At 56.0% G+C, this 12,462-nt stretch carries 12 protein-coding genes and 1 tRNA gene; 4 read left to right on the top strand and 9 right to left on the bottom strand.

Going from position 1 to position 12,462, the window contains the following annotated elements; genetic code table 11:
* Nucleotide 1 precedes the first annotated feature (1 nt).
* Nucleotides 2–78, top strand: a tRNA-Arg gene (locus tag LJD17_RS00130).
* A gap of 226 nt (nt 79–304) precedes the next feature.
* Here LJD17_RS00130 and LJD17_RS00125 read toward each other — a convergent pair.
* From LJD17_RS00125 to rfbC, 5 genes are all read right to left on the bottom strand, one after another.
* Nucleotides 305–1,147 carry a DUF1206 domain-containing protein gene (locus tag LJD17_RS00125; protein ID WP_227381720.1) on the bottom strand — a complete coding sequence of 281 codons (843 nt, stop codon included), beginning with the start codon at nt 1,145–1,147 and terminating at the stop codon, nt 305–307.
* Between the two features lie 194 nt (nt 1,148–1,341).
* Complete coding sequence (locus LJD17_RS00120; RefSeq protein WP_227381719.1) at nt 1,342–2,199, bottom strand: SDR family NAD(P)-dependent oxidoreductase; 858 nt, start codon at nt 2,197–2,199, stop codon at nt 1,342–1,344.
* An 84-nt stretch (nt 2,200–2,283) separates the two neighbouring features.
* Complete coding sequence (gene rfbA / locus LJD17_RS00115) at nt 2,284–3,156, bottom strand: glucose-1-phosphate thymidylyltransferase RfbA (RefSeq protein ID WP_227381718.1); 873 nt, start codon at nt 3,154–3,156, stop codon at nt 2,284–2,286.
* The gene (rfbD, locus tag LJD17_RS00110) at nt 3,153–4,061 is read right to left on the bottom strand and encodes a dTDP-4-dehydrorhamnose reductase (protein ID WP_227381716.1); all 909 of its coding nucleotides are present in this window, start codon (nt 4,059–4,061) and stop codon (nt 3,153–3,155) included. The genes rfbA and rfbD overlap by 4 nt, the downstream gene beginning before the upstream one ends.
* A 2-nt stretch (nt 4,062–4,063) precedes the next feature.
* Complete coding sequence (gene rfbC / locus LJD17_RS00105; protein WP_264478216.1) at nt 4,064–4,645, bottom strand: dTDP-4-dehydrorhamnose 3,5-epimerase; 582 nt, start codon at nt 4,643–4,645, stop codon at nt 4,064–4,066.
* A gap of 676 nt (nt 4,646–5,321) precedes the next feature.
* Between rfbC and LJD17_RS00100 the strand changes: the two genes are divergently transcribed.
* Both LJD17_RS00100 and LJD17_RS00095 read left to right on the top strand, forming a co-directional pair.
* Nucleotides 5,322–6,248 carry a hypothetical protein gene (locus LJD17_RS00100; RefSeq protein ID WP_227381712.1) on the top strand — a complete coding sequence of 309 codons (927 nt, stop codon included), beginning with the start codon at nt 5,322–5,324 and terminating at the stop codon, nt 6,246–6,248.
* Entirely contained in the window at nt 6,220–6,705 is a 486-nt protein-coding gene (locus LJD17_RS00095; protein ID WP_227381710.1) for a hypothetical protein, read from the top strand. The genes LJD17_RS00100 and LJD17_RS00095 overlap by 29 nt, the downstream gene beginning before the upstream one ends.
* A gap of 55 nt (nt 6,706–6,760) precedes the next feature.
* Here the strand turns inward: LJD17_RS00095 and LJD17_RS00090 are convergent, their stop codons facing one another.
* The 4 genes from LJD17_RS00090 to LJD17_RS00075 all read right to left on the bottom strand — a co-directional run bounded on the left by LJD17_RS00090 (nt 6,761) and on the right by LJD17_RS00075 (nt 10,977).
* Nucleotides 6,761–8,143 carry an O-antigen ligase family protein gene (locus LJD17_RS00090; protein ID WP_227381708.1) on the bottom strand — a complete coding sequence of 461 codons (1,383 nt, stop codon included), beginning with the start codon at nt 8,141–8,143 and terminating at the stop codon, nt 6,761–6,763.
* Nucleotides 8,144–8,252: 109 nt separating this feature from the next.
* A complete protein-coding gene (locus tag LJD17_RS00085) occupies nt 8,253–9,182 on the bottom strand; it encodes a glycosyltransferase family 2 protein (RefSeq protein WP_227381706.1) in 930 nt (309 codons plus the stop codon).
* A 14-nt stretch (nt 9,183–9,196) separates the two neighbouring features.
* Nucleotides 9,197–10,021 (bottom strand): class I SAM-dependent methyltransferase, encoded by an 825-nt coding sequence (locus LJD17_RS00080; RefSeq protein WP_227381704.1) that lies wholly within the window; start codon nt 10,019–10,021, stop codon nt 9,197–9,199.
* A 29-nt stretch (nt 10,022–10,050) separates the two neighbouring features.
* The gene (locus LJD17_RS00075) at nt 10,051–10,977 is read right to left on the bottom strand and encodes a glycosyltransferase family 2 protein (protein ID WP_227381703.1); all 927 of its coding nucleotides are present in this window, start codon (nt 10,975–10,977) and stop codon (nt 10,051–10,053) included.
* A gap of 656 nt (nt 10,978–11,633) precedes the next feature.
* Between LJD17_RS00075 and LJD17_RS00070 the strand changes: the two genes are divergently transcribed.
* A complete protein-coding gene (locus tag LJD17_RS00070) occupies nt 11,634–12,422 on the top strand; it encodes a right-handed parallel beta-helix repeat-containing protein (protein ID WP_227381701.1) in 789 nt (262 codons plus the stop codon).
* Nucleotides 12,423–12,462 lie beyond the last annotated feature (40 nt).

The raw sequence follows: 12,462 nt of genomic DNA, 5'->3' as shown, positions 1-12,462 counted from the left end.
CGGTCCCGTAGCTCAGCAGGACAGAGCAGCGGTTTCCTAAACCGTTGGTCGGAGGTTCGAGTCCTCCCGGGATCGCCAGCCTTTCCAAAGGGCAAGTCAGGCTGCGGTTGCCGCGTGATGACAGCCGGCAAGATTGCCCTTTCAAGCTTAGCGTCTCCCTCTGCCGAGCATCATATCGATGGGTCTGCGGCGCTCACTCACGCCACCAGACACATAGGAGACCGCTGGTGTCGCGTCATTGGCGGTAACCTGTTCGCCGTAAAGTCCAGACGTTTCGGCACCCCACTTCGCAAACGACATTTCCCTATTGACCCATTCGGGCGACCGCCGCTTTGGCATCATCGAGATCCGGTGCGTCGATGTGCCGGTAATAGGCTTGCACGAAGCCGAACAGGCCAAAGGCGAAGAGGCCGATCGCGGTGAGCGCCAGGAGCGCCCAGCCGTAGGGTTGGCGCTGCAGCGACTGCAACGCGCCGCCAAGGCCATGCGCTTCCGACGAACTGCTGTGCACAGCTGCCAGGATCAAGAAGCCGCCGATCAGGACGAAAACGACGCCCCGCGCCGCAAAGCCAGCGCGTCCGAGGGTGACGATCCAAGCGCGTTTGTCGGCGGGAAGCGCGAGATGTCGGATTACGTCGCCGCGCCACGCCTTCCACACGAATGCAAGGCCGGTGCCAACAATCACAACCCCGATGAGCCCAACGAGCCATTGCCCAAAAGGCTGCGCCAGGAGCCAGGCCGTCCAATCCCGGGCGGCCCGATCTTCACCGCCTCCTCCGGAGCCCCGGCCTGCGGCAAGCCTCAAGGCCGAAATCGCCAGACCGGCATAGATGCCGCTGCTGACAAGATGCGCGATTCTCACGCCCCAGCCCTTCACGTCAGTCCCATGATGATCTGCATCGGTTAGTGCCTCGATGGCCCGCCAGAGGCAGAAGCCGAGAAGGCCCAGGGCGATCAGCCCAAGCCAGATCTTACCAAATGGCTGAGACAAGAGCGTCTGAAGGGCGCTGCGGCTGCCGCCCGTCTGCCCGCCCGAGCCAATGGCCGCCAGAAGGGCGAGGCCACCTACGAGGCTATAGACCACGCCCCGCGCGCCGTATCCCAGCCGGGCCAATATCTCGATGGGATTCCTGCGCAAGTTGGGCATGTGTGGCGGCTCCTCCTTGTGTGGTGAATCGCCAAGCCCCGGTCGGTGTTCCTTGAGCCGAAATCCGTCGTCTCTCTGCGAGCACTTTCTCTGGCGGAGTTAGACGACGGGCTGATCCAAGGCTTGAGCCTCCCCGGCATCGCCATCTTGTTTTGGGCTCCTCAGTCCCCGGGATCGCTCCAAAGCATTCGAACTCAAGACTGATCCTCGGTCATGAAGTGCGCAAAAGCCTCCTTGAAATCAGGATGCCAGCGCGAAAGGGCAGGGCGACCGTGCACGATATCTTCGGCCGACCAACGGATACGCTTCTCATCCATAACCCGTGTGGTTTCGTTGTCCGGGCACAGGATATAAAAATCACCCCTGGCCAATGACGGGAGCATGAACTCTATGACCTGGTCAGGCTCCCATGCTCCCGCGGGCTTCTCGGTCACCCCGCGCGCTTTTGTGAAACCTGTAAAGACGAAACCGGGGATCAGCAGGTGAGCGGTAGTCTGACATCCTGCTATGCCGCGCAGCTCATGAGCAAGGGCTTCGGTCACGACGCGTACGCCAGCTTTGGAGACATTGTAGGCCGCATCGCCGGGCGGCGTCGTGATTCCTTGCTTCGAGCCGGTATTGATGATGGCGCAAGGGACGCCTTGGGTCATCATTGCAGGGGTGAAAACCTGTATGCCGTTGATGACGCCCCAAAGGTTGGTCTCGATAATCGTTCTCCATCGTTCGGCATCGCCGAAGATCTGACCTCCACCTTCAGTTCCGGCATTATTCATCAGAACGGCGACGTCGCCCCATGCGAAAGCTTGGTGCCGGAGCTGCTCGATATCTTCCCTGCGACTCACATCCACCGGAACAGTCCTCACCTGGTCCGGATCTTCGACCATTGCGGCCACTTCGGCCGCGCTCTGTCCTAGTGCGTCGCTGTCCAGATCCGCCAGGCAGACCTTCATGCCGAGACGAGCGAAGCGCTTGGCGGCCGCGAGACCAATTCCGCTCGCCGCACCCGTGATGACGGCAATTCGACCGGGAGTGATGGCTGGATGGTGATCCATCGGCGGATCCTCCGTTCTCGGATAACGAACGCAACCTCTATTTCATGACTGAAATGGGTTGTCTTGATGACGACCTGCCGATTGTCAGGCGTCGGCAGCCGCCAGTCCGAGAAGGTACTGACCATAGCTGCTCTTGGAGAGTTCCCGTCCCAAGCGCATCAGCTGCTCACGATCGATCCAGCCGAGATTGAAGGCGATTTCCTCAGGACATGCAATGCGGAAACCCTGCCGGTTGCTGAGTGCCCTGACGAACTCCGTCGCCTCCACGAGAGCGTCGGGCGTACCCGTATCCAACCATGCAAAGCCACGTCCCATGCGCTCCACTTGCAGTTGGCCCATTTCCAGATAGGCCCTGTTGACGTCGGTAATCTCCAGCTCCCCCCGCGCCGAGGGTTTGAGGCCAGCGGCGATATCCACGACCTGGGCATCATAAAAATAGAGGCCGGTGACCGCCCAATTCGATTTCGGCTGCTTGGGTTTTTCCTCGATTGAAAGCGCTTTCCCGTCCCGGTCGAATTCCACCACACCATACCGTTCAGGGTCGGTGACGTGGTAGGCGAAGACGGACGCGCCGGTGGAGCGTCGTCTTGCAGCCGCAAGAAGCTCCGGCAGGCCGTGGCCGAAATACAGGTTGTCGCCGAGAATGAGAACGGATGGCTCACCGGCCACGAATTCCGCGCCGATGACGTAGGCTTGCGCCAAACCTTCCGGTTTGGGTTGCACCTCATAGGACAACTGCAATCCCCAACGAGTGCCATCGCCCAGAAGCTGTTTGAACTTCGGCAGATCGTCCGGCGTCGAGATGATGAGAATGTCACGCACACCCGCCAGCATGAGCGTCGTGAGAGGATAATAGATCATCGGTTTATCGTAGATCGGCAGGAGCTGCTTCGACGTGACGTAGGTCATCGGATGCAGCCGGGTCCCTGAGCCTCCAGCCAGAATGATTCCCTTCATGAAGAACGCTCCTTGTCGAAATTTTCTGTAAGGAGACGGGTCACGCAGGTCTCCAGAGATGTGCGCCAGAAAGGCAGGGTGACGCCATGAACGGCCGCAAGGCGGCTTCCATCCAATTGTGACTGTGCAGGACGGCGGGCCGGAGTCGGGTATTCGGAAGTCGGGATCGGGCGCACACGGGCGCTAGGGCCACCAAGGCGCGCCGAATGTTCGAAAATCGCAGCGGCGAAGTCCGCCCAGCTCGCTTTTCCGGTCCCGGTCATGTGAAAGGTTCCACGTAACGCGGGATCTTCAGGATGGAGCACGAGATGACGACAAACCGTGATGATGCCATCGGCAAGATCGAGCGCGCTTGTGGGAGATCCGATCTGATCGGCGACAACGGCGACCTCATCACGATCATGCGCGAGCCGCAGCATCGTCTTGACGAAGTTCTTTCCAAAGGGGCTGTAGATCCACGCCGTGCGCAGGATGGCATGATTATCCGTGGCATCGGCGACCGCTTGCTCACCCAGCAGTTTGGACGACCCATAGACGCTCAGTGGCTGGGGACGTGAATCTTCTCGGTAAGGCTCAGGAGCCGCCCCATCAAAAACATAGTCGGTCGAAAGCTGGACGACCGGGACGTTCATCGCCGCCGCTGCTCTGGCGATTGCTCCGGCGCCATCCCCGTTGATGGCATTTGCCAACTCCGGCTCGCGCTCCGCCTGATCGACAGCCGTATAAGCTGCGGCATTGACGATCACATCGCCGCCCGCTTCGGCCAGTACCTCAGCGGCGTTGGACGGAGACGCAAGATCAAGCATGGGACGTCCAACCAGCGTGACTGCGATGCCATGAAGAGGTGCGCGTTCACCCAATGACTTGGCAACCTGCCCCTCTTGGCCAACAACGACAATGCGCACGCTCAGACCTCAAAGCCCGTGGTTGCAAGATCGGCAAGTCGAGGATGTCGGGTATCCTTGTCCGAAAGAATGGCCTGTTCAGCCGCGACCGGCCACGCGATGGCGAGGGCCGGGTCGTCCCAAGCAAGGCCACGATCATGGGCAGGCGAGTAGGGGGCGCTCACCTTATAGTGAACCTCCGTGTCAGGCTCCAACGTGCAAAACCCATGGGCGAACCCGACGGGAACGAAAATCTGCAACCGATTGGCTGCCGACAGCTCGACCGCGACGTGCTTGCCAAAGGTGGATGATCCACGTCTGAGATCGACGACGACATCCAGAATGCGCCCGCGTCCGACCCTCACAAGCTTGGCTTGGCCGAACGGTGGAAGCTGAAAATGCAATCCTCGGACCGTCCCCTTATGAATAGACAGAGAAAAGTTGTCCTGGACAAAGGTCTCGCCAATACCGGCTGCAGCAAAAGAGCTATGATTATAAGTCTCAATAAAAACGCCGCGCGCGTCCGCGAAGGTCTTTGTTGATATGATCTTCACATCCTGCAGTTCAGTGGGCTCAACCTCAATCACGGCGCTATGGTCCTCCATGTCGCGCTAGCGATGCCACGAGAAGTGAAAGACGGCAAGGCTGGCTTCGGCGAGGCATTTATGAATGATGCGAAGTTAACCGGCGACGGACAAGCAGTTTTACGATGATGCACATACATATTCAAGTATAGACGTGTTTTAAACATCAAAGAGGAGCCGTACGGCGGCGATGGCGTCTTACTATAAGTACCTCTCGTGATCAAAATAGCCTTTGCAGTCGCAGGAAGTGTTGTTGTTGCAACGAAAGATGAATAATCTGAGAACATATTGGGAAATGTATCGTGCTTCAGTCTCGGAGTGAGTAACCCCCACAAGCAAACATATGTGCATTCGGGTAGGTGGGGTGCTCTTGGCTCCGAGTTTCGGTTTAACTGGCACTGGCCGCTCTTAGTTCTTCAGAGGATCTCATGGGATCGTGGCAAAATCACCCTGTCGGCGGCTCTTGTTTTTCTTTCAGCCGATTGGGGCGCTCCTGCGGAACAACTTGCTGGCCATACTTTGGACGCTCCGAATTGGAGTTGAGCATATAAACCGAAATGCAGCATGCTTTTGACAGTGCAGGCTTGTACAGGACCGTCCTAGGTCGCCTTGCCGGAAACGGCTGTCTTCGAGCTAGCCCTGCCCGAGCAGGAAAATACTTACCACGCTACCGCAACTGTGGTGAGGCGGAATAACCGTGACGACAGAATTCATCAACAAAGGGTCTTCTTCTTGGTCGCAAAATAGAGCTACCAGCGGCTCTTCCAACGGCGAAGTCCTGACACTCGCGAACCGGTCGTACGTTAAAAAGGTCCCTGTTTCACGCGGCGAGATGATTGTGGGACTCGTCGTTGTTGGCTTCGTCAACGGCATAAGCGAAAAAATTGCCGCGGCGCTTCATGAAGGCGGGACTGTCGTTGCGCTCCTGAACACGTTCAACATCAGCGCCATCGTCTGGGTGGCCCTCGTTCTCAGCATCAGGTTCGTCTTACGCTCACCCGCGCAGCCTCTTCGTCGCTATGACTGGTGGGTGGCCACTTTGGCAGCCATCGCTTTTCTCATGCCAAGCATCCAACTCAGCTGGCTCGCGCTATCGGGCTTGGCCATATACGTCATCATGACATCGCCCGACGCAAAGTTCTTAAATCGCGGTGCCTGGATCCTTCTCGCGCTCACGGTGCCGATGTTTTGGTCGAAGCTGCTTTTCGCTCTCATGAGCGACACCCTTCTCCAAGGAGATGCTGCACTCGTTGGATGGTTTTTGGGAACGCCCCGCGTTGGAAATGCGATCGAGTTCGCGGACGGTTCCGGTTACCTATGGATCGCGCCCGGGTGCTCATCGCTTGCCAACGTATCGTTGGCAATTCTCTGTTGGATCACCGTTACGAAGACCATTGGATATCCTGCTTCACGGCGGGACTTGTTCTGGGTTTTCGCCGCGTGCTTGTCAGTCATTGGGATCAATGTCACGAGAATAAGCCTCATTGGCTTCTACCCGCAATACTTTGATATCTTGCATGGGCCGATTGGCGCGACGGTTGCCAGCTGGCTCATTCTTGGCGCCACACTGGGAATCTGCCTGCTGGGAACACGATATGGTCATCGCGACGCGGCCCGTATATAGCGCGGCTTGTGGTGCTTTTCTAGCGTTAAGCTTGTTCTTCAAGCTCCCGCATCTCAGCGCGAAAGCGGGCCTTCAGCTCGATTCGAATCTTACCTCGATCGCTAGTTTGCTCGAGCGCCATGGCTATCGGGCAGACCTCGTTGCTCCTCCTGATGACATGGCTTGGGTTGTCGGTCACTTACGCGACTGCACCGTCCGCGTTTCCGAAGTTTCACCTCAAGGCTGGCACCAGTCCTTGATAACGCAAATCGCAGAAGATAACCGGCTTTATTACACTTTTGACGGGGCCTCGTATCCGGGCCAGCCTATCCTGAGAACGCGTTTCTATCATTACTGGGGGAAGTTGAAGCGGAGCTTCGGCCTCGATGTGCAAAAGAAGCCCGTTCTGGCGGTCATTGCCACGCCGACATGCGAAGCGTTACCTTTAGCTGAACTGTCTGCGCTTCCTAACCAGTGATTTGAATACCGGAGCCAACCTGGGTCCCGGTACGCGACCGTGCCGATGTCGCAGCCTAAGAGACATGTGCTCTTCTTTTCCGAGCGGGCAGTTTTGAGACGTTAGTGTCCGCTTCGTCTAAATGGCGAGGCGATGTACGAAGACGCGGACGCCCTGATGTTGTGGCGGAGGACGTTGTGCTGGCATCGGCATCGAGCAACCAGATGCCGCTTCCCAGCAAGAAGAGAAACATTACGTAAGTCGCATTCCAGTAATGTACGGTCCACCCTGCGACGTAGTAGCCAGCCAGGCACAGCAGGTACGCCGTACGATATTCGACCAGCTTCGGACTCAGATTCTTTTTGAGGGCGACAGAGAAGAAGGCCGAAAAGACAGTGATCAGGAGCAATAAGGCCGCTGGAATTCCATATTGAACAGCGGGAACCAGCCAGAATAGATCGATGCTCGATGGCATCCAGGAGGGGCGATCCCATTCCCCAAACCCAACTCCAAACAACGGATGATTGAAGGTTGATCCCAGCCCGTATGTCCAGATGAGAATTCGGAAGAATGCGGCCGACTGATCGAATGTGAAGTTGGAGATAAAGAATGCGACAAATGATTGATTGGGAAAGAGGGCAATAACGAGATTGGCGCCAAGGATAGTTCCTATCACAAGCTTCCAATGCCAGTTGCTGCCGCCGAAAGTGCGGCCCCAGACGATGAGCAGGACCTGCAACATGACAGCCATAATGGGACCTGCCGACAAGGAAATAAATACTGTCAGGAGAGCAAGAGCAGACTGAGTGTATCGACGAAGCGCACTTTTCCCATAACCCAAGACAAAAAAGACCAGCGAAAAAAAACTACCGGCGCAGATTCCATAAAGGATGGGATGCTCTGCGAATGCCTGAACCCTTCGCAATCCCCACCGGGGAGCATAGTAATTATCGGCAATAGAGGGATAGACCTTTCTGAACAGTTCGAGGAACACGTTGTGCCCTGTGACTGTTTCGATCAGCCCAAAGGGCAATATGAAAATGAAGATTTTGAACAGGAGAGCGGTTAAGGCGTAAAAGTCGTCGGCGCTCCTGATGTAACACCTGGCGAGAAAATAGGGTGTCGTCGCCTCAAGAAATATAACGGCGTTCGACTGGATTCCGAGTTGGGATCCATGAACGACAAACAGGCTCAAAGCACACCATATGGCATACGACAGCAGAGCGATATCGGGCGTCCGGATCTTGCCGGCCTTGCCCGTAATCCACATGAACAGGCTCGGAATCAGCATAGCCAGCAAGATCAGCCGATAAACCGACAAACGGGCAGTGCCGACGGTGATGATCCACGGGATTATGAGGGAAACCAGGAACAGAACGACAGGCCAGGGCAGTTTCTTTTTAGGAGAGCTCTCGGGCGTTGCCTGAGGATCATCTTCGCGTCTGGAAGTCCGCCTCAATGACTGGGGGCCATGAGGTCGGCCGCGGACGGCGTGCTGCTCATCCGATCGAGGATGAGACTGTGACAGGGCGCTTGCAGAGGCACGTGATCTCATATCTCTGATGTCACTATTTTCTACTCAGGCTCGCGCCATGACTTGAAACAGGTACCTCCGCCCTGGGAAGCTGTTGTTTCATGGCAGCCATGGAAAAGACCTGCTTCATCATCCACACGAAGCGCAGAAAGCGAAGATGACAGAGGACCCCAATACCTCTCAAGATTTCCTGATGGCCATTGACGCGATCGCTCAGAACGATACGGCGTATATCAACGATCGGAGAGAAAAGTACCAGTAAGGCTCGAAGCGCCCAACGGGCCCGAGCGTAAGGTTCCTGAGACTGCAGCTCAAACCTCTCCTGAACCATTCTCTTCCATTTTCTCGTTAGTTCGCCCATGTTGTTGCGAGTAGGGTGCCCCACCCGAACATTCTCGTCGTAGACGAGCGTGTATCCCTCTCGGACTGCGCGGTGGCACCAATCCACATCTTCGGATACGCCGCTCCGAAATCCTCCGACATCGTCAAAGACCCGGCGCCATGTCAGCAGATTGGCCGTTACGGAGAAATGCTGCTTTTCGATGTATTGCTTCTGTTTGAAAGCGAAGACGCTTTCAAACACCTGCGTACCGTTTCGCGGTGGGTCCGTCTCGTCGAACAGATCGATGCTTCCTCCGACGATATCGGCTTTTGTCAGGGCGACTATCCCAGCAGGGATCCAGTCGACACGTGGGATGCAGTCCGAGTCCAAAAAGAACAGGAGAGGTGCGGTCGTCTCGCGAACTCCACGATTGCGTGACGCGGCCGCCCCTTGTGTTGCTTCGTTGATAAAACGGACCGCCGGGTGCCGCAGTTGCAGGAGCGACAAATCAATTTCCGAGTTGTTGTCGACAACAACCACCTCGCATCTTTGAAGCTCAGAGATTAACGCGAGGGCCTGAAGGCACTTTTCCAGTCGGAGCACATCTTTGTAATGCGGAATGATGATGGCAACCTCAGGCACTACCGTTCCCGCTCTCACCGCTTGCGCCCTTCGTCTCGTCTGCAGACATGGAGAAGCTCAAATGGATTCAGTCGACATTGCGCGGCAGCGACCTCGTCATCGAGGAAAGGATTATAGTACTCTATCTGAAAGCCAGCGGTTTCGAGCCGAGCTCTATAACCATCCTCATTATAGATACGAACATGATCGCGTTGGCCGAAACGGCGAAGCTTCTCATCCTCTGATTCCGTACCGTCTCCTTCGGCTGTTTCCTCGAGCCTCAAGGAAATCGGGACCTGGAGGATGGCGATCCCCTTCGGAGCAAGCACACGGTTGATCTCACGCATGGCAGATAGATCATCAACGATATGCTCCAGAACATGATTGCAAATGAAGACGTCGACGGACCCGCTCTCAAGCGGAATCTCAAGAAGGTTCATTTTCTGAACTTCTGTCGAATGGCGGTAGCGCTGCGGCTCGATGTCTCCGAGGCGGTACCGAATGCCAGGCTTGCTGCGAAAATACTTCGTAAGGCCTTTTTCGGGCGCAATATGAACAACAGTGAAGTTTCGATCTGGACTGTTCAGGACATGACGATCAAGATAGAATTTTACGAGGCGATCCCGCTCCCCGGCGTGGCAGACAGGGCAGCGATCATCGGATTTGTACATTCCTCCGACGACTTGCAAACGCTCCAGAACCGGATAGCCGTATCCTTGTGGCAGCAATCTGCGAACACGCGCCCCGCAGACATAACACTGATGTGTCAGCCCGAAGTACGCGACGCGCCGCGACATTTCGATGAGCGGGTAAGGAACGTGTTTGGAAACGGCCGACTTCAGATTCGAACTCGTGATCATATGATTTCCAGCCTCGTAAGGTCTCATGGTCAGTAACCGGAAAAGCGCGCCCATACGGCTCTCTCCGACCAGACCTGTTTCCAGACTTGAGCAGGGTCGGCTCGCCACTTTGTTATCTTACCGGCTACCATTCGCCCGAAAACGCCCGCCTGGATGATGCTCCTCGCCATGCGTGCCGGAAGCGGCTTCCAATGGAGCTGCAACCACATCATGCGCGCGGCTAAGAGCATCGCAATGCGGTTCGCACGATGGGGAGTTGAAGCGCCTCCATAATGAATAATACGTGCGGAGGGAGTAAAGAGGCGATCCAAACCTGCTTTTTGCATACGCCAGCAGATATCGTCATCCTCGCAGAACATGAAGAATCTCTCGTCAAACCCTCCCAAGCGACGCCAGACTTCTGCCTTTACCAGCACGAAGCAAAAAAATAGCACGTCGACTTTACGCTCCGTATTCCTCTTCCAATCGGGGTAGGTTTCAGGGTTGAAGATCCGGCTCCTGCTGAATGCGGCGGACAGACCTACAGCACGATAAAACACGCTCTTCAGGGTAATGAAAGAACTGACAGATGTGGGATTCAGGGTTCCATCGGCAAAGAGCGTCTGTCCACCCCAAGCACCAGCAGCAGGAGCACGCTTCGCGAATGCATAAATGGCTTCGATGGAATCCTCTTGAACAACCGTGTCCGGATTTAGGAAGAGAATGTAGTCTCCCGTCGCCAGATCGACGCCACGGTTATTGGCCGCGGCAAAACCAATGTTTTTCTCCAGTTTTACAATCTGAAGATTTGGATATTGCGTCAAAAGCTTTTCATATGATCCATCGCCCGAGGCGTTGTCCAAGACGATGATTTCTACGTTCACGGTTGAGGTGTCTGCAGCCAGTACAGATTTGATGCACTCTGCCGTAAGATCTGCCGTTCTATAGTTTACGATAATGATAGATATCTTTTCCATTCGGAACGCCTATGCCTGATAGAGCTTTTTATCGTTTCCGGTCACACCCCGCATATAGATAAAAATTATATGAACTGACGATATCGTAATCTGATACGCATCAAATCTGCGACTAGGGCGTACCTCTCTTGTGCGCCGGGCGATATACCTAAAGCCAACTGACGAATGCGGGTCGTCATAAGTCGTCCAGACCTATGATATAAATTCTGTGCGCTGAACCTGCGGTGATCTGTATATCGGCGCCAGATAATACTTGGTCTTCGGACCTCGAATTTATATTGCTTCCAGAGAAGATATATTTCCAAGAGCCTAGCCACGGTTGGCGCTCAAGAGCCAATACAAGTTTCGGAATCATCTGAACCGCATGGAGCTCCCTGAACTGGATTTAGGCAAAGCTATGCGATCCGGTCTGAGCACGAGAGGCAGGTATGGTAACAACACTGAAGCGACTGTACGCATGCTGCCTCTGGTCGCCAAAGTCACGTACGGTGCCAAGCGCGGCGATATCAGGCGGAGGCCATGGGGTCGCTGCCGTAGTCCTATGTCTCTTCCTGGCGGCCGGACTCATAGGAGAAGCAAGTGGTGCCGGTGAAGTCGGGACAGGCCCGCTATCAAGCCCGGGGCCCAGAGCTTTTCCCACTGCATCGACGACGGGCTTGCCGTCTGGTGTCACGCTGACGCCGTCCGGGGACATCATCGTCACCAAAGCCGGTACGGTTCTTAGCAATCTCGACGTGCGCGGCCAGATCTGGGTCCGGGCCGAGAACGTAACGATCCAGAACTGCAAGATCACGTCGGACAACTATTATGGGGTGCGCATCGATCACGGCCTGAAGGGCGTGACGGTGAAGAACTGCGAGATCGATGGCCAGGGCCAGGTGCTCAACGGCATCGGCGGCGCCGGCACCTTTGTCGGCAACAACATCTACGGCTGCGAGAACGGCATCAACATCGAAGGCAACGTCGCCACCAAAATCGAAGGAAACTACATCCATAACTTCTTGAACAACGAAGGCGGGCACTTCGACGGCATTCAGATCTTCGGCGACAACGCCAATGTCGAGGTCGTGCACAACACCATCATCAACGATGGATCGCCCAACGGCGTTTCGGCGATCTTCGTGGCGAACACCTTCGGGGCGGTCAGCAACGTCAACATCCATGACAACTACTTCTCGGGCGGCGGCTTTCCGCTGTACTTCGACGGCACCAAGAGCAGCGCGGCGATCACGGGTGTGAGCTGGCACGACAACTATGTGGTCAAGGGCGGCTACGGGTATGAGTATATCCGCGCCGACAGCCAGGGGCACAAGCCGGCCTCAAGCAACAACATAATGGTGGCCAATGGTGTTCCTCCGGCGCAGGCCCCTGATAAATACAGCGGTGGCACACCAATCTCCGCTCCGGCAAAAAAGGCCAGCAGGCCCCCGGCGATAACCGATTAACAGCCCTGATCTGTACGCGATCAACCTCGGGACACAGAAA

Origin of the sequence: Microvirga rosea (assembly GCF_020595095.1) — a bacterium.
GTDB lineage: Bacteria > Pseudomonadota > Alphaproteobacteria > Rhizobiales > Beijerinckiaceae > Microvirga > Microvirga rosea.
This window is presented reverse-complemented; position numbering and strand designations above follow the sequence as displayed.

Coding starts and splice junctions, on each gene's coding strand:
- LJD17_RS00125 (WP_227381720.1), bottom strand. CDS start 1,147: ATGCCCAACTTGCGCAGGAATCCCATCGAGATATTGGCCCGGCTGGGA.
- LJD17_RS00120 (WP_227381719.1), bottom strand. CDS start 2,199: ATGGATCACCATCCAGCCATCACTCCCGGTCGAATTGCCGTCATCACG.
- rfbA (WP_227381718.1), bottom strand. CDS start 3,156: ATGAAGGGAATCATTCTGGCTGGAGGCTCAGGGACCCGGCTGCATCCG.
- rfbC (WP_264478216.1), bottom strand. CDS start 4,645: ATGGAGGACCATAGCGCCGTGATTGAGGTTGAGCCCACTGAACTGCAG.
- LJD17_RS00095 (WP_227381710.1), top strand. CDS start 6,220: ATGGTCATCGCGACGCGGCCCGTATATAGCGCGGCTTGTGGTGCTTTT.
- LJD17_RS00080 (WP_227381704.1), bottom strand. CDS start 10,021: ATGATCACGAGTTCGAATCTGAAGTCGGCCGTTTCCAAACACGTTCCT.
- LJD17_RS00075 (WP_227381703.1), bottom strand. CDS start 10,977: ATGGAAAAGATATCTATCATTATCGTAAACTATAGAACGGCAGATCTT.